At 65.7% G+C, this 20,572-nt stretch carries 20 protein-coding genes, 6 tRNA genes and 1 other RNA gene; 20 read left to right on the forward strand and 7 right to left on the reverse strand.

The genetic code is table 11. The annotated features are described in order from the left end of the window. Positions 1 to 53 precede the first annotated feature (53 nt). The 7 genes from lon (at position 54) to ACEF39_RS04365 (ending at position 5,677) form a co-directional block, all read left to right on the forward strand. A complete protein-coding gene (gene lon, locus ACEF39_RS04335) occupies positions 54 to 2,507 on the forward strand; it encodes an endopeptidase La (RefSeq protein WP_500287075.1) in 2,454 nt (817 codons plus the stop codon). A gap of 218 nt (positions 2,508 to 2,725) precedes the next feature. Further along, the gene (gene hbs, locus ACEF39_RS04340; protein ID WP_004146343.1) at positions 2,726 to 2,998 is read left to right on the forward strand and encodes a non-specific DNA-binding protein Hbs; all 273 of its coding nucleotides are present in this window, start codon (positions 2,726 to 2,728) and stop codon (positions 2,996 to 2,998) included. A gap of 11 nt (positions 2,999 to 3,009) precedes the next feature. After that, positions 3,010 to 3,084: transfer RNA gene (locus tag ACEF39_RS04345), tRNA-Val, on the forward strand. A 25-nt stretch (positions 3,085 to 3,109) separates the two neighbouring features. Then, positions 3,110 to 3,186, forward strand: a tRNA-Asp gene (locus tag ACEF39_RS04350). A gap of 89 nt (positions 3,187 to 3,275) precedes the next feature. Then, positions 3,276 to 3,352 (forward strand) — tRNA-Asp (locus ACEF39_RS04355). Between the two features lie 107 nt (positions 3,353 to 3,459). Beyond that, a tRNA-Asp gene (locus tag ACEF39_RS04360) sits at positions 3,460 to 3,536 on the forward strand. 185 nt (positions 3,537 to 3,721) lie between these two features. Further along, positions 3,722 to 5,677: a peptidyl-prolyl cis-trans isomerase gene (locus tag ACEF39_RS04365; protein ID WP_500287076.1), complete on the forward strand. Its 1,956-nt coding sequence runs from the start codon at positions 3,722 to 3,724 to the stop codon at positions 5,675 to 5,677. A gap of 435 nt (positions 5,678 to 6,112) precedes the next feature. Here ACEF39_RS04365 and ACEF39_RS04370 read toward each other — a convergent pair whose 3' ends face one another. Further along, positions 6,113 to 7,315 (reverse strand): lytic transglycosylase domain-containing protein, encoded by a 1,203-nt coding sequence (locus tag ACEF39_RS04370; RefSeq protein WP_500287077.1) that lies wholly within the window; start codon positions 7,313 to 7,315, stop codon positions 6,113 to 6,115. Continuing rightward, entirely contained in the window at positions 7,312 to 8,076 is a 765-nt protein-coding gene (gloB, locus tag ACEF39_RS04375) for a hydroxyacylglutathione hydrolase (RefSeq protein ID WP_500287078.1), read from the reverse strand. The genes ACEF39_RS04370 and gloB overlap by 4 nt, the downstream gene beginning before the upstream one ends. Before the next feature lie 11 nt (positions 8,077 to 8,087). Between gloB and ACEF39_RS04380 the strand changes: the two genes are divergently transcribed. The 3 genes from ACEF39_RS04380 to dnaQ are packed head-to-tail and all read left to right on the forward strand — an operon-like array spanning position 8,088 to position 9,930. Beyond that, positions 8,088 to 8,732, forward strand: a complete 645-nt coding sequence (locus ACEF39_RS04380; protein WP_500287079.1) for a methyltransferase domain-containing protein — start codon at positions 8,088 to 8,090, stop codon at positions 8,730 to 8,732. Positions 8,733 to 8,744: 12 nt separating this feature from the next. Next, a complete protein-coding gene (gene rnhA, locus ACEF39_RS04385; protein ID WP_025878155.1) occupies positions 8,745 to 9,197 on the forward strand; it encodes a ribonuclease HI in 453 nt (150 codons plus the stop codon). A 4-nt stretch (positions 9,198 to 9,201) separates the two neighbouring features. After that, positions 9,202 to 9,930 carry a DNA polymerase III subunit epsilon gene (gene dnaQ, locus ACEF39_RS04390; RefSeq protein ID WP_025878156.1) on the forward strand — a complete coding sequence of 243 codons (729 nt, stop codon included), beginning with the start codon at positions 9,202 to 9,204 and terminating at the stop codon, positions 9,928 to 9,930. A 100-nt stretch (positions 9,931 to 10,030) separates the two neighbouring features. Here the strand turns inward: dnaQ and ACEF39_RS04395 are convergent, their stop codons facing one another. Continuing rightward, a complete protein-coding gene (locus tag ACEF39_RS04395; RefSeq protein WP_099819184.1) occupies positions 10,031 to 10,735 on the reverse strand; it encodes a PP2C family protein-serine/threonine phosphatase in 705 nt (234 codons plus the stop codon). Between the two features lie 168 nt (positions 10,736 to 10,903). On the opposite strand from ACEF39_RS04395, the gene ACEF39_RS04400 reads away from it, so the two are divergent. Next, a tRNA-Ser gene (locus ACEF39_RS04400) sits at positions 10,904 to 10,994 on the forward strand. A 222-nt stretch (positions 10,995 to 11,216) separates the two neighbouring features. Continuing rightward, positions 11,217 to 11,621, forward strand: a complete 405-nt coding sequence (locus tag ACEF39_RS04405; protein ID WP_032977378.1) for a DUF6165 family protein — start codon at positions 11,217 to 11,219, stop codon at positions 11,619 to 11,621. Between the two features lie 118 nt (positions 11,622 to 11,739). Here ACEF39_RS04405 and ACEF39_RS04410 read toward each other — a convergent pair whose 3' ends face one another. Then, positions 11,740 to 12,786 carry a glycosyltransferase family 9 protein gene (locus ACEF39_RS04410; RefSeq protein ID WP_500287080.1) on the reverse strand — a complete coding sequence of 349 codons (1,047 nt, stop codon included), beginning with the start codon at positions 12,784 to 12,786 and terminating at the stop codon, positions 11,740 to 11,742. A 20-nt stretch (positions 12,787 to 12,806) separates the two neighbouring features. Between ACEF39_RS04410 and ACEF39_RS04415 the strand changes: the two genes are divergently transcribed. Genes ACEF39_RS04415 through ACEF39_RS04425 form a run of 3 tightly spaced genes read left to right on the forward strand, consistent with a single transcriptional unit; the run spans position 12,807 to position 14,709 of the window. Next, positions 12,807 to 13,556 (forward strand): 3-deoxy-D-manno-octulosonic acid kinase, encoded by a 750-nt coding sequence (locus tag ACEF39_RS04415; RefSeq protein WP_089239126.1) that lies wholly within the window; start codon positions 12,807 to 12,809, stop codon positions 13,554 to 13,556. Continuing rightward, positions 13,556 to 14,323: an MBL fold metallo-hydrolase gene (locus tag ACEF39_RS04420; RefSeq protein ID WP_100551683.1), complete on the forward strand. Its 768-nt coding sequence runs from the start codon at positions 13,556 to 13,558 to the stop codon at positions 14,321 to 14,323. Before ACEF39_RS04415 ends, ACEF39_RS04420 begins: the two co-directional genes overlap by 1 nt. After that, entirely contained in the window at positions 14,320 to 14,709 is a 390-nt protein-coding gene (locus ACEF39_RS04425; RefSeq protein WP_500287081.1) for a nuclear transport factor 2 family protein, read from the forward strand. The genes ACEF39_RS04420 and ACEF39_RS04425 overlap by 4 nt, the downstream gene beginning before the upstream one ends. Positions 14,710 to 14,786: 77 nt before the next feature. Here ACEF39_RS04425 and ffs read toward each other — a convergent pair. After that, an RNA gene (gene ffs, locus ACEF39_RS04430) (signal recognition particle sRNA small type) lies at positions 14,787 to 14,883 on the reverse strand. A gap of 299 nt (positions 14,884 to 15,182) precedes the next feature. Between ffs and ACEF39_RS04435 the strand changes: the two genes are divergently transcribed. Then, on the forward strand, positions 15,183 to 15,500 hold the full coding sequence (locus ACEF39_RS04435; protein WP_500287082.1) for a DMT family transporter: 318 nt from the start codon (positions 15,183 to 15,185) through the stop codon (positions 15,498 to 15,500). A 24-nt stretch (positions 15,501 to 15,524) separates the two neighbouring features. Here the strand turns inward: ACEF39_RS04435 and ACEF39_RS04440 are convergent, their stop codons facing one another. Further along, the gene (locus ACEF39_RS04440; protein WP_500287083.1) at positions 15,525 to 15,968 is read right to left on the reverse strand and encodes a GNAT family N-acetyltransferase; all 444 of its coding nucleotides are present in this window, start codon (positions 15,966 to 15,968) and stop codon (positions 15,525 to 15,527) included. Between the two features lie 122 nt (positions 15,969 to 16,090). On the opposite strand from ACEF39_RS04440, the gene ACEF39_RS04445 reads away from it, so the two are divergent. After that, positions 16,091 to 16,885 (forward strand): isocitrate lyase/PEP mutase family protein, encoded by a 795-nt coding sequence (locus ACEF39_RS04445; RefSeq protein WP_500287084.1) that lies wholly within the window; start codon positions 16,091 to 16,093, stop codon positions 16,883 to 16,885. A 277-nt stretch (positions 16,886 to 17,162) separates the two neighbouring features. On the opposite strand, the gene ACEF39_RS04450 is transcribed toward ACEF39_RS04445, so the two are convergent. Next, positions 17,163 to 17,255: transfer RNA gene (locus ACEF39_RS04450), tRNA-Ser, on the reverse strand. Between the two features lie 140 nt (positions 17,256 to 17,395). Here ACEF39_RS04450 and dnaX point away from each other — a divergent pair. The 3 genes from dnaX to recR all read left to right on the forward strand — a co-directional run bounded on the left by dnaX (position 17,396) and on the right by recR (position 20,518). Then, entirely contained in the window at positions 17,396 to 19,480 is a 2,085-nt protein-coding gene (gene dnaX, locus ACEF39_RS04455; RefSeq protein ID WP_500287085.1) for a DNA polymerase III subunit gamma/tau, read from the forward strand. A gap of 6 nt (positions 19,481 to 19,486) precedes the next feature. Beyond that, positions 19,487 to 19,807 (forward strand): YbaB/EbfC family nucleoid-associated protein, encoded by a 321-nt coding sequence (locus tag ACEF39_RS04460; protein ID WP_025879376.1) that lies wholly within the window; start codon positions 19,487 to 19,489, stop codon positions 19,805 to 19,807. Positions 19,808 to 19,918: 111 nt separating this feature from the next. After that, positions 19,919 to 20,518 (forward strand): recombination mediator RecR, encoded by a 600-nt coding sequence (gene recR / locus ACEF39_RS04465; RefSeq protein ID WP_025879377.1) that lies wholly within the window; start codon positions 19,919 to 19,921, stop codon positions 20,516 to 20,518. The last annotated feature ends 54 nt before the right edge of the window (positions 20,519 to 20,572 follow it).

Consider the following 20,572-nt stretch of genomic DNA (forward strand, 5'->3'; position numbering starts at 1 on the left):
TGTCTCCGGAAGATGCCCTCCCGGAGACGGTTTTCCCCTTCCCTGGAGCCCCCATGGCCCGTTCCCCAAGTGAGACCCTCGACCTGCCGGTCCTGCCGCTGCGCGACGTAGTGGTATTCCCGCACATGGTCATCCCGCTGTTCGTCGGCCGCGACAAGTCCATGCACGCGCTGGAGCAGGCGATGGAAGCGGACAAGCGCATCCTGCTGCTGGCGCAGAAGTCGGCCGAGACCGATGACCCTCAGGCCGCCGACCTCTACCAGGTCGGCACCCTGGCGCAGGTGCTGCAGCTGCTGAAGCTGCCCGACGGCACCATCAAGGTGCTGGTCGAAGGCCTGTCGCGCGTGCAGGTGACCAGCGTCAGCGAACGCGATGGCTCGCTGCACGGCCAGGCCGTGGAAATCGACGCCACCGACGCACGCGAGCCGCGCGAGATCGAGGCCATCGCCCGCTCGCTGATGTCGCTGTTCGAGCAGTACGTCAAGACCAACCGCAAGCTGCCACCGGAGCTGCTGCAGACCCTGGCCGGCATCGATGAGCCGACCCGCCTGGCCGACACCATCGCCGCGCATATCAGCGTGCGGTTGTCGGACAAGCAGCGCCTGCTGGAAACGCTGGCCGTGGGCGAACGCCTGGAGATGCTGGTCGGTCTGGTCGACGGCGAGATCGACGTGCAGCAGATGGAAAAGCGCATCCGCGGCCGCGTGAAGTCGCAGATGGAAAAGAGCCAGCGCGAGTACTACCTCAACGAACAGATGAAGGCCATCCAGAAGGAGCTGGGTGACCTTGACGACGCGCCGGGCGAACTGGAAGAGCTGGCCCGCAAGATCGCCGAAGCGGGCATGCCCAAGCCGGTGGAAACCAAGGCGCGCAACGAACTCAACAAGCTCAAGCAGATGTCGCCGATGTCTGCCGAAGCGGCGGTCGTGCGCAACTACCTGGAGTGGCTGCTGGGCGTGCCGTGGAAGAAGCGCAGCAAGGTGCGCAAGGACCTGAAGGCTGCGCAGGACACTCTCGATGCCGATCACTACGGTCTGGAGAAGGTCAAGGAACGCATCCTTGAATACCTGGCGGTGCAGTCGCGGGTGAAGCAGATGAAGGGGCCGATCCTGTGCCTGGTCGGGCCGCCGGGCGTGGGCAAGACCTCGCTGGGCCAGTCCATCGCCAAGGCCACCAACCGCAAGTTCGTGCGCATGTCGCTGGGCGGCGTGCGCGACGAAGCCGAGATCCGTGGCCACCGTCGTACCTATGTCGGTTCGATGCCGGGCCGCATCGTGCAGAACCTCAACAAGGTCGGCAGCAAGAACCCGCTGTTCGTGCTGGACGAGATCGACAAGATGTCGATGGATTTCCGCGGCGATCCGTCCTCGGCGCTGCTGGAAGTGCTGGATCCCGAGCAGAACAACGCGTTCAACGACCACTACCTGGAAGTGGACCTGGACCTGTCTGAAGTGATGTTCGTTGCGACGTCCAACTCGCTCAACATCCCGGGCCCGCTGCTGGACCGCATGGAAGTGATCCGCATCCCGGGTTACACCGAGGATGAGAAGCTCAACATCGCCACCCGTTACCTGTCGCCCAAGCAGATCAAGGCCAACGGCCTGAAGCCGGAAGAGCTGGAGATCGGCAGCGATGCGATCCAGGACATCGTGCGCTATTACACACGCGAATCCGGCGTGCGCAACCTGGAACGCGAGATCGCAAAGATCTGCCGCAAGGTGGTGAAGGAAATCGCGCTGGGCGGGCCGCAGCCGGTGGCGAAGGCGAAGAAGGGTGCGCGCAAGTCCAAGGCGCTGGTGAGCGTGTCGAGCAAGAACCTGGACAAGTACCTGGGCGTGCGTCGCTTCGACTTCGGCCGTGCCGAAGAAGAGAACGAGATCGGCCTGGTCACGGGCCTGGCCTGGACCGAAGTCGGTGGCGATCTACTGCAGATCGAATCGACGCTGGTACCGGGCAAGGGCCAGCTGATCCTGACTGGCCAGCTCGGCAACGTGATGAAGGAATCGGCGTCGGCGGCGTTGTCGGTGGTGCGCTCGCGCGCGGAGCGCTTCGGCATCGATGTGGATTTCCTGCAGAAGCACGACGTGCATCTGCATGTGCCCGATGGTGCGACGCCGAAGGATGGTCCCAGTGCCGGTGCGGCGATGGTGACTTCGCTGGTGTCGATGCTGACCAAGGTCGCCGTGCGCGCCGACGTGGCGATGACCGGCGAAATCACCCTGCGTGGTCGCGTCACCGCGATCGGCGGCCTGAAGGAGAAGTTGCTCGCAGCCCTGCGCGGCGGAATCCGCACGGTGATCATCCCCGATGAGAACCGCAAGGATCTTGCCGACATTCCGGCCAACGTCACCCGCGATCTGCAGATCGTGCCGGTGAAGTACATCGAGGAAGTGCTCGATCTGGCGCTGGAACGTCCGCTGGCACCGAAGAAGACACGCAAGAGTGCGCAGCGCGTCACGGTGCGCAGCAAGGCCAAACCGAGTGGAAACGCGCGCGTCAAGCATTGATGCGTCCTGTCGAAATGCTTGAAACCCGCGTCGTTGCTGGCTTTCCAGCTTGCGTGGGGGTAGGGGCGCTGGTATAAAAGCAGCACTCGCGAATGAGTGATCGCAGTCAGCGCTCACTGAATTCGGCGAACCGTTTCCACATGGCAACCGCATGCAGACGTCGTGCGGTTGCTTCCCTGTCGAATACGCGGAACCCACCGCCAAAGGAGTTGTAAAGAATGAACAAGACCGAATTGATCGATGCCGTTGCTGAAGCTGCCGACCTGACCAAGGCCGAGTCCAGCCGCGCTGTCGATGCCGTCGTTGCTGCCGTCACCAAGGCGCTGAAGGACGGCGATGCGGTCACCCTGGTTGGCTTCGGTACCTTCCAGGTCCGCGACCGTGCTGCCCGCACCGGCCGCAACCCGAAGACCGGCGACACCATCAAGATCGCTGCTTCGAAGAATCCGTCGTTCAAGGCTGGTAAGGCCCTGAAGGATGCTGTAAACTAAGCGGCTCGCTGGGGTGCTTAGCTCAGCGGTAGAGCGTCTCCTTTACACGGAGAGGGTCGGGGGTTCGAAACCCTCAGCACCCACCACAGCACCGCGGTAAGTTTGAAATGTGGAGCGGTAGTTCAGCTGGTTAGAATGCTGGCCTGTCACGCCGGAGGTCGCGGGTTCGAGTCCCGTCCGCTCCGCCATTTTCAACGAGGCCCCCGGCCGAAAAGCTGGGGGCCTTGTTTTCTCTCCAACCACCCGGTTGCAGAGAAAACAAAGAGGTCTGCAATACGGAGCGGTAGTTCAGCTGGTTAGAATGCTGGCCTGTCACGCCGGAGGTCGCGGGTTCGAGTCCCGTCCGCTCCGCCATTGCAAAACCCTTAAATCCTCGTGAAAAAACTTTGAAAAAAGTGTTCAGCGGGGTAGGTTTTCAGGAAGTCTTCGGATATACTGAGCGCCTGCAAAGTTTCAAGCGCGGAGCGGTAGTTCAGCTGGTTAGAATGCTGGCCTGTCACGCCGGAGGTCGCGGGTTCGAGTCCCGTCCGCTCCGCCAACTCTAAGAGCCCTCGACGCAAGTCGGGGGCTTTTTCTTTGTGTCGTTTTTCATCTTTTGATGCGCGTGATCATGTCGATCACCGGGGCAGGGGGGCGCCAGACCCCGTCGGCACTGCTTTTGGTCCACGCCGCGAAGCGGGTTACACTGCCGGGCTCGCCAATCAAGCCTTGTGATTCCTCACCATGCTGCAGAAACTCCGCGACAAGACCTCAGGCTGGATCGTCACTGTGATCCTGGGGCTGCTGATGATTCCGTTCCTGTTCGTCATCGACAACAGCTACCTCGGTGGCGTCGGCGCACAGAACGTCGCCAAGGTTTCGGCGCCGCCGACCTGGTGGCGCTCGGCACCGTCATGGTGGCCGGTGCGCATGATGTGGCAGCACCATGAGATCAGCGCACAGGACTTCCGCACCCGTTTCGAGCAGGAACGCATGCGCGAACGCCAGCAGCAGGGCGAGAACTTCGATCCGCGCGCGTTCGAAAGCACCGAGAACAAGCTGGCCGTACTCGACCAGTTGATCGACGAGCAGGTCGTGCGCCTGGTCGGTGAGCAGGCCGGTGTCGTGATTGGCGACGGCGCTGTGCGCGAGTACATCACCACCATCCCGGGCTTCCTGGGCGCCGATGGCAAGTTCAGCGAGAGCAATTACCGTCTGGCCCTGGCCGGTGGCAATCCGCCGCGCACGCCGACCCAGTTCCAGGAACTGGTGCGTGAGAGCCTGCAGCAGTCGGTGATCCCGTCGGGCCTGCAGAACTCCGGCTTTGTCACCCAGGCCGAGACCGAGCGTCTGTTGAAGCTGCTGGGCGAGACCCGCGATGTGGAACTGGCCGCGCTGCCGGAAGTTCCGGTTGATACCGCGCCGGTGACCGATGCGCAGATCAAGCAGTGGTACGACAGCCATGGCAAGGATTTCCGCCAGGCCGAATCGGTGTCGCTGGAATATGTCGAGCTCAATGGTGCGAACCTGCCGGCGCCGACCGCGGCCGACGAGGCGACCCTGCGCAAGCGCTATGAAGACGAGAAGGCCAAGTTCACCACGCCGGAACAGCGCCAGGCGGCGCACATCCTGATCACCGGTGACGGCGCTGAAGCCAAGGCCGCCAAGTTGGCGGTTGAAGCAAAGGCCGCCGGTGCCGACTTTGCCGCGCTGGCCAAGGCGAACTCGGAAGATCCCGGTTCCAAGGCGCAGGGCGGTGACCTGGGTTGGGTTGAACGTGGCGCGATGGTCAAGCCGTTTGAAGACGCGCTGTTTGGCGCCAAGGCCGGTGAAGTGATCGGCCCGGTCAAGACCGACTTCGGCTTCCACATCATCAAGGTTGCTGCGGTTCGTGGCGGCGAGGGCAAGTCGTTCGAAGAAGTGCGTGACACCTTGGCTGCCGAGCAGCTGAAGGCTGATGGCGAGCGCGGCTTCAACGATCTGGCCGGCCGCCTGGTTGATGCCATCAACAAGAGCCCGAGCGACCTGGCCGCAGCCGCCAAGGATGTCGGCCTGTCGATGCAGACGCTGGGCCCGATCACGCGCACGACCGCCACCGGCATTGCCGCTGATCCGGCCGTGCTGCGTGCTGCCTTCTCCGATGTCCTGGTGCAGGACGGTACCGCCAGCGATCCGATCGCCCTGGGCGGCAGCAGCAACCACAGTGTGGTGATCCGTGTTGCCGCGCATACCCCGGAGCAGGCGATGCCGCTGGACAAGGCCCGTGAGCAGGTGATTGCCGCGATCCGTGCCGACCGTCAGCGCCAGGCTGGTGACAAGGTTGCTGATGCCCTGCTGGCCAAGCTGAAGGCGGGCGCGACCCTGCAGTCGCTGGCCGCCAGCGAGAAGCTGCAGCTGAGCCCGATGCCGGGCCTGCCGCGCAGCCAGCCGGTGCCGACCCCGGAGATCAACCGCGCGATCTTCAGTGCGCCGCTGCCTGCCGAAGGCAAGCCGAGCTACGGCAAGGTCGACGTCAACGGTCATGCACTGGTCTTCGCGGTGAACAAGGTCAACCCGGGTGACATCAAGGAAGTGACCGCCGAGCAGCAGAAGCAGTTGAAGGACCAGCTGAGCCAGATCGACGGCATGGCTGCTGCCAAGGCTTACATCGACGCCATGCGCAAGCGCTTCCTGGTGCAGACCACCGAAGCGAACCTGTAAGCCTCTGGCGAGCAGGAACGAAAAGGCCCGGCATTGCCGGGCCTTTTTTGTTGTCGCAACCCCGATCAAACCGTGACCCGAGCAATGAGTGCCGACCAAGGTCGGCCGCTACCAGAAGCGAAGCGACCTGCCCCTGCTCTTCATCTTCCAATCCGTGGGTGCCACCAGAATTTGTCCGCGGCCGGGCAGGTGGGCTGCGCAGGGGCGTGAGCCGCATGGGCCCGAGGCATGCCTCGGGCGGGTTGGGTAGGACGCCCAACCCCGGTCTTGCCGTGTGCGCAGGACAGCGCACGCGAGCAGGCGGCGGCCGAGCTTACAGGAATGTACTTGCAGCGGCCCCTGCGCAGCCCACCTGCCCGGCCGCATACGAGCGATCCGGCACCCGCGAGGGGCTCCGCCGTTGGCCGGAAACCGCGCGGCAGCGCCGCGCCGACCTCAGTCTTCGACGCGCAGTACCGCGCCCGGCTTCAGCACGCTGCTGCCGCTCAGGCCGTTCAGCGACAACAGTGCCTTCACCGGCATGCCGTAGCGGCGGGCGATGGTCCATGCCGATTCGCCGTTGCGCACGGTGTGGCGGCGGTTGCGCGGGCGATCAGCAGCCGACGCGACCACTTTTGCCACCTGCGGGCTCGGCGCGATGTTGGCGGTGCTGGCCGGTGCGGTGGCAACGGCCGTGCTGGCGATGTCGGCAACGTTCGCGTTGGACGCCGAGACCGGGGCCAATAGGCGGGCCGTGCCCGAGGGGCGTTTGCCGGCGGCCAGTGCCGGATTCAAGCGGGCGATCTTCGCCGGGTCCAGGGCGCGCTGCGCGGCCCACTGTTGGACGCTGGTGCCTGCCGGCAGGGTGTGGTCCTTCAGCACCGGCACGGTGCGGTCCAGCGAGGCCATCACGCCCGGCTGGTCTTCCACGTCTTCCAGCACGCAGGCCAGAGCATGAAGTTTCTCGACGTAGGCATGGGTGACCGGCGACAGCCCGGGCAGACCGGCCGGCTTGGCGTTCTGCGCATTCATGCCGGCCTTGCGCATGGACTGCAGCACGCGGTACTCGCCGGCGTTGTAGGCCATGGTGGCCAGGCGCCAGTCACCGCCGAACATGCCATGCAGGGTCTTCAGGTAGCGCACGGCGGCCTGGGTGGACTCCACTGCCGACAGCCGGCCGTCGTAGTTGTTGCTCATCGGCACGCGATGGTTGCGTGCGGTAGTGGCGATGAACTGCCACAGGCCGGTCGGGCCGCTGCCGTTGCGGGCATTGGGCCGATAACCACTTTCGACGAAGGGAATCAGGGCGAATTCGGTGGGCAGGTTGGCTTTGCGCAGTTCTTCGACCACATAGCCGAACAGCACCAGCGCGTCGTCATCCTGGTTGGCCAGCCGCGAAGGGGCGTGGGCGAACTGCTTCTGCCAGCGCGGGCTGGTGGCCTCGGCGTCGCAACTGGGTTCGGCCAGGCCATCACGGAAGCTGGAGAAGATCTCCTGGCCGTTGCGTACCGATGCGGCCGGCAGCGTTGACGGATCCAGCGGCAGGGCCGAGGCGGCGGTCAGGTTCTGGCTGATGCCGGCGCCCAGCGATTGTGCGCCGGCCGTTCCGGCCAACCCCAGGACGAGACCCAGGGCCAGCGGCAGACTTCGGCGACTCATGCGCGGAAGCCGTCTTTCCAGTGCCGGAGACCGGCCATGACGTCGACGTCGTCCACGACCTCGCGCCCCAGGTGTGCCGACACGGCCGCGCGGATGGGCGCAGTGTGGGTACGCAGGAACGGATTACAGGCGATTTCATCGGCCAGGCATACTGGCAGGGTGGAACGGTCATCGCGGCGCATGGCCAAAGCCTCCTCTTGGCGCTGCAACAAGGCAGCGTTGGCGGGGTCGACATGCCGCGCGAAGACGGCATTTGACACGGTGTACTCGTGAGCGCAACACAGCAGCAGTTGCGCGGGCAGGGCACCCAGCTTGCGCATTGATGCCAGCAGCTGGGACGGCGTACCTTCGAACAGGCGTCCACAGCCCAGGCTGAACAACGAATCTCCGCTGAAAAGATGTTCAGCGGTGTGAAACGCGATGTGGCTGCGGGTGTGCCCGGGGACGGATAGTACGTGGAACATCCGTCCCAGTGCCTGAACACGTTCACCTTCGCCGACCCGCTCGGTGGCCATCGGGATGCGCTCTTCGACCGGCGCGATCACGCGCACGCCGGGGAAACGCGCCTGCAGCGCCGGCACTCCGCCGATGTGATCGTCGTGGTGGTGGGTGAGCAGGATGGTGTCCACGCGCACGCCTTGGGCAGCCAGCGCCAGTACCGGTGCAGCATCGCCGGGATCGACGACCACGGCAGCACCGTCGTCGGCAATCAGCATCCAGATGTAGTTGTCCGCAAATGCGGGCAGGGCAGTCAGTCGCATAGAATTGGACCATGCCCGCGCTGCAGAGCACCCGTCAAGCGAGCCAGGCCCCGTGGTTCGACAGCGAACCGGCGGAGGCCTTGCGCGTGCTCGAACGGCAACTGCTGCTGCCACAGCTGTCGCTGCTGCCGACCCGGCCCTGGTTGTGGATCGCTCCCAGTGCCGCCTGGCTGGCTGACGCGCAGCTGGGCGGGCGTGGCCTGCGGCTGCATCGCGAGGGCACTGGCTACGCTGGCGATACCCGCTGCGCGCTGCCGTTGCCGCTGCCCAACGAGAGCGTCAACGCCATCGTGCTTCAGCATGTGACCGTCGGTGATGCCGACCAACTGCTGGACGAATGCGAGCGCGTGTTGATGCCCGGTGGCCACCTGTGGCTGACCAGCCTCAATCCGTTCAGCCCGTTCCGCACCCGCTGGCGCCAGCACGGGCTGGCGGTACGCACGCCGCAGCGGATCCGCCAGCTGCTGCAGCGCCACGGGCTGGAATGCGAGGACACGCGTTACCTGGGGCCGATGTGGCAGGGTGCCGGCGGCCGCCATCGCGGCGGCTGGGCCCCCCTGCGCGCCGCCTGCCTGTTCCACGCCGAAAAACGCACGCTGGCCCTGCCCGGGCCGACCCCGTTGCCCGTGCGCTGGCACGGCACCGTTGCTACCTGATCTGGAGTTGTATTGAAAACCATCGAAATCCACACCGACGGTTCCTGCCTCGGCAATCCCGGCCCCGGCGGCTGGGCGGCGTTGCTGCGTTACAAGGGGCATGAGCGCGAACTGAGCGGTGGTGAAGCGCATACCACCAACAATCGGATGGAGCTGATGGCGGCCATTTCCGGCCTGGAGTCGCTGACCGAACCCTGCGAGATCGTGCTCTACACCGATTCGCAGTACGTACGGCAGGGCCTGACCCAGTGGCTGCCGGGCTGGATCCGCAAGAACTGGAAGACCGCCGGCGGTGATCCGGTGAAGAACCGTGAGCTGTGGGAGCGCCTGCAGGCAGCCACGCTGCGGCACCAGATCGACTGGCGCTGGGTGAAAGGCCACTCCGGCGACCCGGACAATGAACGCGTGGATACCCTGGCCCGCAACGCCGCGATCCAGATCCGCGACGGCAGCCCGGTAAACTGAGCCCATGCGTCAGATCATCCTTGATACCGAAACCACCGGCCTGGAGTGGAAGAAGGGCAACCGCGTCGTCGAAATCGGCTGCGTCGAGTTGTTCAAGCGCCGCCCGACCGGCAACACCTATCACCAGTACCTGAAGCCGGACTGCGAATTCGAACAGGGGGCGCAGGAAGTGACCGGCCTGACCCTGGAATTCCTGGCCGACAAGCCGGAGTTCGCGCAGGTCGTGGAGGAGTTCCTTGCCTTCATCGATGGCGCCGAGTTGATCATCCACAACGCCGCGTTCGATCTGGGATTCCTCGACAATGAGCTGTCCCTGCTGGGGGAGCAGTACGGGAAGATCACCGATCGCTGCACGGTGATCGATACCCTGGCGCTTGCGCGCGAGCGTTTCCCGGGCCAGCGCAACTCGCTGGATGCCCTGTGCAAGCGGCTGGGCGTGGACAACTCGCACCGCGCCTTGCATGGCGGTCTGCTGGATGCGCAGATTCTGGGCGATGTGTACATCGCACTGACCTCGGGCCAGGAAGAGATCGGCTTCGGGCTGGGCGATGATGATGCCGGCGGCGCTGCGGCGTTGCAGGCGTTCGATGCGTCCAAGCTGCTGCCGCGCCCGCGCGTGGTGGCCACGCCGTCGGAGCAGGAAGCGCATGCGGCGCGCCTGGAGCGGCTGCGCAAGAAGGCCGGCCACGCATTGTGGGACGGTCCGAAGGTGGAAGAGGCTGCGAGCGCGTAGGCGACCGCGGCAGCTACGCATGGCGGAATGACAGGTGCGAAATGCAGCCACGCATGGCGTGGCTCTACTGTAGATCCACGCCATGCGTGGATGCCGTTGCTCAGTGGCAGCGCACCAGGATCACGGTGATGTTGTCCGAGCCGCCGCCGTCGAGGGCGGTGGCGACCAGGCTGTCCACGCATTCCTGGGCGCTGGCATCGTCGAAGGCGAGGGTGCGGGCGATGCCTCGGTCATCCACTTCTTCGGTCAGGCCATCACTGCACAGCAGCAACTGCATGCCCGGGCGTAGTTCGCCGCTGGTGGTCGCCACGTTCAGGTGAGCCGGGTCGGTGACGCCCAGGGCCTGGGTGACCACGTTGCGGTGCGGATGGGCGCGCGCCTGCTCGGCGGTCAGGTTGCCCTGCGCGACCAGTTCCTGCACCACGCTGTGATCCTGGCTGAGCTGGGCAAGCTGGCCATCGCGCCACAGATAGGCGCGGCTGTCGCCGACCCAGGCGACTTCGTAGCGGTTGCCCTGCACCCGTGCAGCGACCACGGTGGTGCCCATCGGCAGGCTGTCGTTGCGCCGGCGCGAGGCGCGGATGATCTCTTCGTCGGCTGTGCGGATCGCCTGCGCCAACGGCGCGCCACGGCGGATCTCGCGGACGATGGTCTCGCGCGCCAGTGCGCTGGCCACCTCACCGCAGGCGTGCCCGCCCATGCCGTCGGCTACCAGCCACAGGGCCAGCTCGCCGTCACCGTAATAGGTGTCCTCGTTGAGCTCGCGGCGCAGGCCGGGGTGGGTGAGGTGTCCGAATTCGATCATGGTGGCTGCTGGGGACGGGGTAATGCCGGGGAGAACGGCATCATCACGGCCAAGCGGACATCCGGCAAGCCATGCAGTCAGGAAAATTTCACTTCATCGGGCGTAATGACTTGTCGTCAGCCGCGCTTCCTCGTATGATGCGCGTCCCCGGTTCGCCGGGGAACATCTGGAGAGGTGGCAGAGCGGTTGAATGTACCTGACTCGAAATCAGGCAGGCGTTTATAGCGCCTCGGGGGTTCGAATCCCCCCCTCTCCGCCAGATTAAAAAAGAAGGGCTGCCGAAAGGCAGCCCTTCTTTTTTAATCTGGCGCGGGGATGCGACGACGCTTCGCGCGTCGCCCCAAACGTTGCGATGCAACGTTCGGCCCCCCTCCCTTTGCCGGCCTCTCCCCGCGGATGCTTCAGTAGATCCACGCCATGCGTGGATGGCGTTCGCGTGCGGCGGGTTACCATGTGTGCATCATTTGCTGGAGCGTTCCCCATGACCGCTGAAATCCTCGTTCCCGTTTCATTCGGCGAGCTGCTGGACAAGATCTCGATCCTGCAGATCAAGTCCGAGCGCATCAGTGACGAAGGCAAGCTGGCCAACGTACGCAAGGAGCTGTCCGCGCTGGAAACCACGTGGATGGCGCACCCGGCGGCAGTGAAGGACATCGCCAAGCTGCGCGCCGAGCTGAAGGCGGTCAACGAGCAGCTGTGGGAGATCGAGGACGACATCCGCCTGAAGGACAAGGCGCAGGCGTTCGATCAGGGGTTCATCGACCTGGCGCGCAGCGTGTACCTGCGCAACGACGAACGCGCACGGATCAAGAAGGCGATCAACCTGGCGCTGGGTTCGGCGTACGTGGAAGAGAAGTCCTACCAGGATTACACGCAGCGCGCGTAATCCCGGCCGGCCCGACGCAGTAGATCCACGCCATGCGTGGATGGATCTCCCGGGCTGCGGGACGGTGCGGACCAATGTCCGCGCCCAGTAGGCGGCGCTCAGTCGCCTGGCCCGCCGCTCATCCCAGATGGTCGGCGACGTAACGCTCGAACGCGGCAATGCCGTCCTCGACGGTGATCAGTTCCATCACATCGTCGAATTCGATCTTGGTGCCCCACTTGAGGTCGGCGGCCTGCTTGCCCAGGTACTTGCGCGCCGCGTCGTCGTAGCGGTCCGCGCAGTAGCGGCGGTCCGAATAGGGGCCGCTGCGGTTCGGGTTGCTGGCCGCATGCAGGCCCAGCACCTTGGTACCCATCGCATTGGCGATGTGCATCGGGCCAGAGTCCGGGGTCATCACCAGATTGGCGCGCGCCAGCAGGGCCGGCAGCTGCTTGAGCGTGTCCTTGCCGACCAGGTCCAGCGCCGGAACATCCAGCTGGGCCAGGATGGCGTCGGCCATGCTGCGCTCCAGTTCGCTGCGACCACCGCACAGCACGATCCGCCAACCGCGCGTGACGGCATGGTTGGCGACCTCGGCGTAGCGGTCGGCGTACCAGTTGCGGCGCACGTGGCTGGAGCACGGCGAGATCATCAGCACCGGCCGGCCATCGTCCTGCCATTGCGCAGCGGCCCAGTCATAGGCGGCCTGCGGCACGGCCAGATCCCAGCTGACGTCGGTCTGGCGCAGGCCCAGCGGCTCGCAGAAGCTGCCGATGGCATCGAGCACATGGATGCCCGGGCGATCAGGGATTCGTTCGTTGATGAAGAGGCCGTGCAGGTCCTTGGAGCGGCTGCGGTCGTACCCGATGCGGCGATCTGCGGGAATGAAGGCCGACAGCACGTTGGCGCGGAACGCCACCTGCATCTGCAGCAGGGCCTCGAAACGCCCGGGCGGCAGCTGCTTGCGCAGCTCCTTCACTCCGGCCATGCCGGTCTTCTTGTCGTAGGCATGGAAGGTGACGCCCGGCAGGCCATCAAGCAGCTTCTGCCCGACCTTGTCGATGATCCAGTGGATCGGCGTATCCGGGCGCGCGGCCTGCAGGGTGCGCACCAGCGGCACTACGTGGGTCACATCGCCAAGAGCGGACAGGCGCAGAAGACACAAGGAAGAGGACGCTGATGCCATGTGTTGTTAGACTCAAAGGAATGGTCGCATTCGACGCCAATGAAGCGCTGACGCCATGCCGCGAGGGTCGCGGCATCGGGGCCATTCTGTTCGACCGCGAGCGGCTGCGGCAAGCCGACATCGGTCTGTTCTCGCCACAGCACTGGGCCGGCAAGGCTCGGCCGGTGGGTGAGGGCGGCCGCGGCAGTGCCTGGTTCGTGGATGCGCCGTTCGGTCCCAGCGTGCTGCGGCACTACCTGCGCGGGGGGCTGGCGGCCCGGATCAGCCACGACCAGTACATCTGGCGGGGGGCGGACCGGACCCGCAGTTTTGCCGAATTCCGGCTGATGCGCGCACTGCGCGAGAAGAAACTGCCGGTGCCCAGGCCGATTGCCGCCTTCTACATGCGTGAGGGGCTGCGCTACCGCGCTGCGATCCTGATGGAACGGATCGAAGGGGTACGCTCGCTGGCCGACCGCGCACTGGTGGCCGGGCGCGGGGCGCCGTGGGAAGAAACCGGGCGGATGATCGCGCGCTTCCACCGTGCCGGGCTGGACCATGCCGATCTCAATGCGCACAACATCCTGTTCGACGGCAACGGCCATGGCTGGCTGATCGACTTCGATCGCGGGGTGATCCGCATCCCGGCCACCGCCTGGCGCGAGCGCAATCTCAAGCGCCTGCTGCGCTCGTTGATCAAGCTGCGCGGCGAGCGCAGCGTGGAAGACGTGGAAAAAGACTACGCGCGCCTGCGTCGCGCCTATGACATGGCCTGGAACCGGGGCACCTGATGGACTGGTCGTTGCGTTTCCTCGGCGTCGGCAATGCGTCGGCGGTCGAGCTGGGTTCGCCGATGTCGGTAATCGAGCGTGATGGCCGGCCGTGGCTGACCATCGACTGTGGCGGTGAAGGCCTGACTGCCTTCAAGGCGCACTACGGGCATATGCCACAGGCGCTGTTCGTCACCCATGTACACCTGGACCATGTGGCGGGTTTCGAACGGCTGTTCGTGGACACCTTCTTCAGCGCGCAGCGGCGCGGCAAGGTGCGCCTGTATGTGCCGGCCACGGTGGTGCCGCTGCTGCACAAGCGCATCGGCGATTACCCGAACGTGCTGGCCGAGGGCGGCGCCAACTTCTGGGATGCCTTCCAACTGATCGTGGTGGGCGATGCGTTCTGGCACGAGGGCGTGCGCCTGGAGGTGTTCCCGGTGCGCCATCACTGGCCGGAGACAGCCTATGGCCTGCGGCTGCAGGGCGCGCTGACCTGGAGCGGCGATACCCGGCCGATTCCGGAAATGCTGGCGCGCTTTGCCAATGACAATGAGCTGATCGCCCACGATTGCGGGTTGCATGGCAATCCTTCGCACACCGGGGTGGATGACCTGGAACGCGAGTACAGCGCCGAGCTGCAGGCACGGATGATGCTGTACCACTACGCCAGCGTGGCCGATGGCCAGGCTCTGGCCGCGCGCGGGCACCGGGTGGCACAGCCCGGCCAGTGCGTTGTGCTGGCCCCGCCGACCGCCCCGCACGTACTGGCGCAGGATCCGCCGTGAGCAGCGCTGGCCACGCCGCAACGCCGGCGCTGGCCGCCGAACTGGAGAGGCTGGAACGCGCACTGCATTGCCCGCAGGTGCGCGCAGACCATGAGCGTCTGGCGGCATTGCTGGATGAGGATTTCAGCGAGATCGGCAGCTCTGGACGGTGCTATGGCCGTGAGGCAGCGCTGGAAGAGATCCCGCTGGAGCGTGCGCAGGTGGTGATCGAATCGGACCGGTACGCCGTGTGGATGCTGGCAGAGGGCCTGGCCCAGGTGCGTTACCGCAGCCGCTCTCACGTTGATGGCCAACCGCAGCGCTGGGTGCTGCGCAGCTCGCTGTGGCGCCTGCATTCGACGGGCTGGCGGATGGTGTTCCATCAGGGCACGCCCGAGGCACGGTAGCGCCGGGCCATGCCCGGCGAAGGGCGCCAACCAAGGTTGGCATCTACCAGGGCGGGGTATCGCCCGAAAAGGCGGTGGCCCCGCCGGCTGACCTCGGCGCCCGCGTCGATCGATACCGTTGCTGCCTTCCGGCCCTGGCGGAGTTTTCGACCTAGCGTCGCGAGGGGCCGACGGGGCCACCATAGAGACGTTGGCCGCCCGGAGGCGGCCGATTCACGGACCAGGGGAAGCAGCGCGTCGTGCGCCGGAGACCACAGCCGGACTGCGCATCCGTTGACCGATGGCAGACGCGCATTCTAACGCAGGCATGGGCGCTGACGCCAGCTTCACGCGCTGAATCCGATGTAACCCGTTGCCTGCGGCATCGGCCCAGGGCTGCCGCCGTTGCTAGAATCCGGCCGCAGGAGGAACGACCTCCCCCACATCGGGATTCAATGACCAGGACGGCCTGGCCCTACCAAAGGAGGGCTGTCATGGCCTGGATCTATCTGTTGTTTGCCGGCCTGCTGGAAATCGTCTGGGCCGTATCGATGAAGCAGTCTGAAGGCTTCACCAAACTCACCCCCACCATCATCACCATCGTCGGCATGATCGCCAGCTTCTGGCTGCTGGCCGTCGCCATGCGCAGTCTGCCGCTGGGCACCGCTTATACGATCTGGACCGGCATCGGCGCGGTCGGTGCCTTCGTGGTCGGCATCGTGTTCCTGGGCGAGCAGGTCAGCCCGATGCGGATTGGTGCAGCGGTATTGATCGTCGCCGGCCTGGTGCTGATGAAACTCTCCAGCAGTTGAGGCCGGGCAAGGGGGGGCGGGAGGCTACAGCACCCGCTCCATCTCCACGGCGTCGATCCCGGCGCCGTGGCCGTCGGCCACCACGCGCAGCACCTGGAAGCCGAGGCCTGCATAGAAGCCCTGCGTGTGCTGGCTGGTGCTGAGCGTGATGCGCTGGATCGACGGATCTGCTTCGGCCTGGTGCAAGCGGGCCACTGCCAGCGCGCGTCCCAGCCCCTGTCTGTGGCGACGTCGTTCGACCATGCCCCAGCAGAAGCTGGCGCTGCCTTCGCCGCAGTTCCATAGGCCGCCACAGGCCACCACTTGGCCCTCGACTTCGATCACCTGGAATGCGCACTGCGCGGCGTGTTCATGCAGGAAACGCTCGAAGTCACCCCGCTCTGCCGGTGCGAAGTAGGTGGGCATGTTGCTGTCGAAGATCGACAGGCAGGCGGTGATGTCGCGGCAGTGGTAGGGGCGGGATGTCATGAATGCACGTCATCGTGGTGGCGGGCACATTGTGCGGGAGTCCGGACCATTGATGTCCGAACATGGCGAGCCCGGAAACCGGTTCGGGCGCAGACTGCGCGTCCCCGTCATCAGGAGGTTCCATGTCAAACGCTCACGCCAGTTTTGTTCAACTTCACCAAGGTGCGGATCTTTACGTGCTGCCCAATGTATGGGATGCCGGTGGCGCCCGCCTGGTCCAGCAGCAGAGGGCTCTCGCGGTGGGAACGTCGAGTGCTGCGATGGCGTGGTCCTGCGGTCATGCCGATGGCGGTGCGCTGCCTGATACCGCGCTGCTGCAACGGGTTTCCGAAATCGTTGGCGTTACCTCGTTGCCGGTCACTGTCGATATCGAGGACGGCTACAGCGATGCCCCCGACGTGGTCGCTGCGCGGGTGCTGCGCCTGGTGGAAGCGGGTGCGGTCGGGATCAACATCGAAGACGGCGCTGGCAGCCCTGCGGCGCTGGTGGCCAAGATCAGCGCCATCCGTTCTGCGCTTGGCGGGCGAGCACTGTTCATCAATGCGCGCACCGATGTGTATCTGCGCGGCCTGGCCGAAGGTGATGAGGCAGTGGGGATGAGCATTGATCGGCTGCAGGCCTATGCGCGTGCCGGTGCCGACGGCGGCTTCGTGCCGGGGCTGCGCGCGCTGGACGAGGCTGCGGCCGTTTCTGGTGCCGTGTCGCTGCCTCTCAACCTGATGTGGCTGCCGGGGATGGCGTCGTTTGCTGCGCTGTCGCAGGCCGGCGTGCGGCGGCTGAGCGCAGGGCCCGCGTTGTTCATGCACGCATGGACGGCGATGGCTGCGGCGACCAAGGATTTTCTCCGCGACGCGATGGCGATGCCGGAGGGGGCGCCGGGCTATGCGGCCTTGAACCAGCTGTTCAGCGAAAGGTGAGGGCGCTGGGGACGGGGCAGCGGGAGGCTGGGGCATGGGCGGGTAGTCGACTCGACCGGGCCGAGACATCCACGCATGGCGTGGATCTACTGCCGTATCTGGAGGAACAAGCCCCTCTGTTGAGGGGCTGCCCCGACAGGGGCGGGGAGAGGCAGGCAAAGGGAGGGGCCCAGACGTTGCGCAGCAACGTTTGGGGCGAAGCGCGCGCAGCGCAATTCGCGTCCCGCGCCAGATAACTGAAAAAGGCTGCCCTTTCGGGCAGCCTTTTTCAGTTATCTGGCGGAGAGAGGGGGATTCGAACCCCCGAAGCGCGGTTTAGACGCTTACACACTTTCCAGGCGTGCTCCTTCAACCACTCGGACACCTCTCCGGATCCCTGCCATCGGCAAACGCCTCAGCAGGGGCGCAAATTCTAGCGGGCGCCGCGGCAGTACACAAGCACTGGTTTGCAGGGCGAGAGGGCTGGACAGGCGTGGCACAATGGAACATCCGATGAAAGACGGTGGCCTGATGTCCTATCTCGTCCTTGCCCGCAAGTGGCGTCCGAAGCGTTTTGCCGAGCTGGTGGGCCAGGAACACGTGGTCCGTGCGCTCAGCAATGCGCTGGACAGCGGCCGGGTCCACCACGCGTTCCTGTTTACCGGTACCCGCGGCGTGGGCAAGACCACGATCGCGCGCATCTTTGCCAAGTCGCTGAACTGCGAGCAGGGCACCAGTGCCGATCCCTGCGGCCAGTGCGCGGCCTGCCTGGACATCGACGCCGGTCGCTACATCGACCTGCTGGAAATCGATGCCGCGTCCAATACCGGCGTGGACGATGTGCGCGAGGTGATCGAGAACGCGCAGTACATGCCCTCACGTGGCAAGTACAAGGTGTACCTGATCGACGAAGTGCACATGCTGTCCAAGGCTGCGTTCAACGCGCTGCTGAAGACGCTGGAAGAGCCGCCGGAGCATGTGAAGTTCCTGCTGGCCACCACCGACCCGCAGAAGCTGCCGGTCACCGTGCTCAGCCGCTGCCTGCAGTTCAACCTCAAGCGCCTGGATGAGGATCAGATCCAGGGGCAGATGACCCGCATCCTCACCGCCGAGGAGATCGAGTCGGACCCGACCGCCATCGTGCAGTTGGCCAAGGCCGCCGACGGCAGCCTGCGTGACGGCCTGTCGCTGCTCGACCAGGCCATCGCCTACGCCGGCGGTGCGCTGCGCGAGGACGTGGTGCGCACCATGCTGGGCACGGTCGACCGCACCCAGGTGGCGGCCATGCTCGATGCCCTGGCCGAGGGCGATGGCCCGCGCCTGCTGCAGGTGGTGGCCGCCCTGGCCGAGTTCTCGCCGGACTGGAGCGGTGTGCTTGATGCGCTGGCCGAGGGCCTGCACCGCATCCAGGTGCAGCAATTGGTGCCGGGCGCGTCCGCCGCTGCCGAAGGACTTGATGCCAGCGTGTTCGCCGAGCGCCTGCGCCCGGAAGTGGTCCAGCTCTGGTATCAGATGGCCTTGAACGGTCGTCGTGATCTGCCGTTGGCGCCCAGCCCGCGCGCCGGCTTTGAAATGGCCGTGCTGCGCATGCTGGCGTTCCGGCCTGCGGCTGCCGTGCCGTCGGTGCCGCGTACGCCTGAATCCTCCGGTGGCAGCGCACCGACCGGTATGGGCCAGGTTGGTGGCGGCGGAGCTGGCGGCCTTGAAGGGGTTGCTCCGGCGGCCGCTGCGGCGCAGGAAGCCGTCGTCGCCAGTCCTGCCGCTGCGGCACCGATGCTGGCGGAGGTAACCGCACAGACGCCAAACCCGGCGCCACCGCGTGAACCTGATCCGGAACCCGAACCCGAACCTGCCCGCGAACCGGATCCGATCCCTGACCCCGAGCCGGTTCCGGTCGAGGAGCCCGAGTCTCCACCGCCGATGAAGGTGCGGTTGGCTCCCGAGGCGGCCACGCCCAAGGCGGCGGTCGAGGGAGACGATCTGCCGCCGTGGGCGACCGATGAGGTTGGCGCGCGCGATGAAGCGCTGGCGGCCGAGATGGCTACGCCCGACGCGGCCATGGTCGCCCCGTGGCACGAGCCGCCAGCGCCGGCATCGCAACCGGTCGTAGAAGCCATTGCCATGCCGGAACGCCCGTTCCGTGCCGAAGGTATCGACATCGCCCCGGCACCGGTTGCGGCAAAGGAAAAAGCCTCGCCGGCAGGCAGCGTCAGCGAGCTGGCCTGTGCCGAGGACTGGCTCGACCTGGTCGCCAACAGTGGCCTGAGTGGTCCATCGCGACAGCTTGCGGCCAACGCGGCCTTCATCAGTTGCCAGCATGGGGTCTTGAAACTGGGCCTTTCGCCCGGATTTGAATACCTGCGCTCCGAGCGCGCGCTGGCAGCGCTGGGCGAGGTGCTGGAAAAGTCCCTTGGCCACGCGCTGAAGATCGTGGTCGAAACCGTGGAAACCGAGCAGGTCCCGGCCGAGACCCTGCACCAGCGTGCCGACCGCCAGCGTGGCGAACGGCAGCAGGCTGCCGAGGCCATTTTCATGGACGATCCGGAAGTCCAGCTGCTGATCCAGCAGCATGGCGCCCGGGTTGTTTCCGATTCCATCCGTTCTTTTGACGAGTAAGACGACATGCGCGGCAATATCGCCCAACTGATGCAGCAGGCCCAGAAGATGCAGGAAAACCTGCAGAAGGCCCAGGAAGAAATCGCCAAGATCGAAGTGACCGGCAGCGCCGGTGGCGGCATGGTCAGCGTCACCCTGACCGGTGCCAAGGAGTGCCGCAAGGTGCGCATCGATCCATCGCTTGCCAGCGATCCGGAAATGCTGGAAGACCTGATCGCTGCCGCCTTCAACGATGCGTCCAACAAGATCGACGCCGAGTCGAAGTCGAAGATGGGTTCGGCCACCGCCGGCATGCAGCTGCCGCCGGGCATGAAGATGCCGTTCTGATGTCCTGCATGGCACCCGCACTGCCGGGTGCCACGCACTGTGTAGCGTCGAGCGTGCTCGACTGCCCGCAATTTCCAGTCGAGCACGCTCGGCTCTACAGAACACGCCGCCGTGTCCGCACCCCTGCTTGAACAACTGATCGATGCACTGCGGGTGTTGCCTGGCGTAGGCCAGAAGACGGCACAGCGCATGGCTTACCACCTGCTCGAACGCGAGCGCGAAGGTGGCAAGCGCCTTGCCGAGACGCTGGCGCAGGCGGTCGAACGCATCGGTCACTGCGCGCAGTGCCGCGACTTCAGCGAAACCGAACTGTGCCCGACCTGCGCCAATGGCAGCCGCGAGCGCAGCCAGCTGTGCGTGGTGGAATCGCCGGCTGACCGCCTGGCGATCGAGAACGCTACCGGCTATCGCGGTGTCTACTTCGTGCTGCAGGGGCGCCTGTCGCCGCTGGATGGCATCGGCCCGCGCGAGCTGGGTCTGGAGCAGCTGGAACAGCGCCTGGCGGAAGCAGAAGTGCAGGAGCTGATCATTGCCACCAGCGCCACCGTCGAAGGCGAAGCCACCGCGCACTACCTCGCGCAGCTGGCGCGCGCCCGCCAGGTGCGGCCCAGTCGATTGGCCCAGGGCCTGCCCCTCGGCGGTGAGCTGGAGTACGTCGATCGCGGCACGCTGTCGCACGCGTTCGGCACCCGCAGCGAAGTGCGCGATTGAGTCGATGCCGGGCGTGCCCCGGTGTTACCGGCCTACAATGCGGAAAACACCCCG

Source organism: Stenotrophomonas indicatrix (assembly GCA_041545745.1).
In the GTDB taxonomy this organism is placed as follows: Bacteria; Pseudomonadota; Gammaproteobacteria; order Xanthomonadales; family Xanthomonadaceae; genus Stenotrophomonas; species Stenotrophomonas indicatrix_A.

What these genes read in the sequence shown, in the direction of transcription:
- lon (WP_500287075.1), top strand. Translation starts at nt 54, where the DNA reads ATGGCCCGTTCCCCAAGTGAGACCCTCGACCTGCCGGTCCTGCCGCTG.
- hbs (WP_004146343.1), top strand. Translation starts at nt 2,726, where the DNA reads ATGAACAAGACCGAATTGATCGATGCCGTTGCTGAAGCTGCCGACCTG.
- ACEF39_RS04365 (WP_500287076.1), top strand. Translation starts at nt 3,722, where the DNA reads ATGCTGCAGAAACTCCGCGACAAGACCTCAGGCTGGATCGTCACTGTG.
- ACEF39_RS04370 (WP_500287077.1), bottom strand. Translation starts at nt 7,315, where the DNA reads ATGAGTCGCCGAAGTCTGCCGCTGGCCCTGGGTCTCGTCCTGGGGTTG.
- gloB (WP_500287078.1), bottom strand. Translation starts at nt 8,076, where the DNA reads ATGCGACTGACTGCCCTGCCCGCATTTGCGGACAACTACATCTGGATG.
- ACEF39_RS04380 (WP_500287079.1), top strand. Translation starts at nt 8,088, where the DNA reads ATGCCCGCGCTGCAGAGCACCCGTCAAGCGAGCCAGGCCCCGTGGTTC.
- dnaQ (WP_025878156.1), top strand. Translation starts at nt 9,202, where the DNA reads ATGCGTCAGATCATCCTTGATACCGAAACCACCGGCCTGGAGTGGAAG.
- ACEF39_RS04395 (WP_099819184.1), bottom strand. Translation starts at nt 10,735, where the DNA reads ATGATCGAATTCGGACACCTCACCCACCCCGGCCTGCGCCGCGAGCTC.
- ACEF39_RS04405 (WP_032977378.1), top strand. Translation starts at nt 11,217, where the DNA reads ATGACCGCTGAAATCCTCGTTCCCGTTTCATTCGGCGAGCTGCTGGAC.
- ACEF39_RS04410 (WP_500287080.1), bottom strand. Translation starts at nt 12,786, where the DNA reads ATGGCATCAGCGTCCTCTTCCTTGTGTCTTCTGCGCCTGTCCGCTCTT.
- ACEF39_RS04415 (WP_089239126.1), top strand. Translation starts at nt 12,807, where the DNA reads ATGGTCGCATTCGACGCCAATGAAGCGCTGACGCCATGCCGCGAGGGT.
- ACEF39_RS04420 (WP_100551683.1), top strand. Translation starts at nt 13,556, where the DNA reads ATGGACTGGTCGTTGCGTTTCCTCGGCGTCGGCAATGCGTCGGCGGTC.
- ACEF39_RS04435 (WP_500287082.1), top strand. Translation starts at nt 15,183, where the DNA reads ATGGCCTGGATCTATCTGTTGTTTGCCGGCCTGCTGGAAATCGTCTGG.
- ACEF39_RS04440 (WP_500287083.1), bottom strand. Translation starts at nt 15,968, where the DNA reads ATGACATCCCGCCCCTACCACTGCCGCGACATCACCGCCTGCCTGTCG.
- ACEF39_RS04445 (WP_500287084.1), top strand. Translation starts at nt 16,091, where the DNA reads ATGTCAAACGCTCACGCCAGTTTTGTTCAACTTCACCAAGGTGCGGAT.
- dnaX (WP_500287085.1), top strand. Translation starts at nt 17,396, where the DNA reads ATGTCCTATCTCGTCCTTGCCCGCAAGTGGCGTCCGAAGCGTTTTGCC.
- ACEF39_RS04460 (WP_025879376.1), top strand. Translation starts at nt 19,487, where the DNA reads ATGCGCGGCAATATCGCCCAACTGATGCAGCAGGCCCAGAAGATGCAG.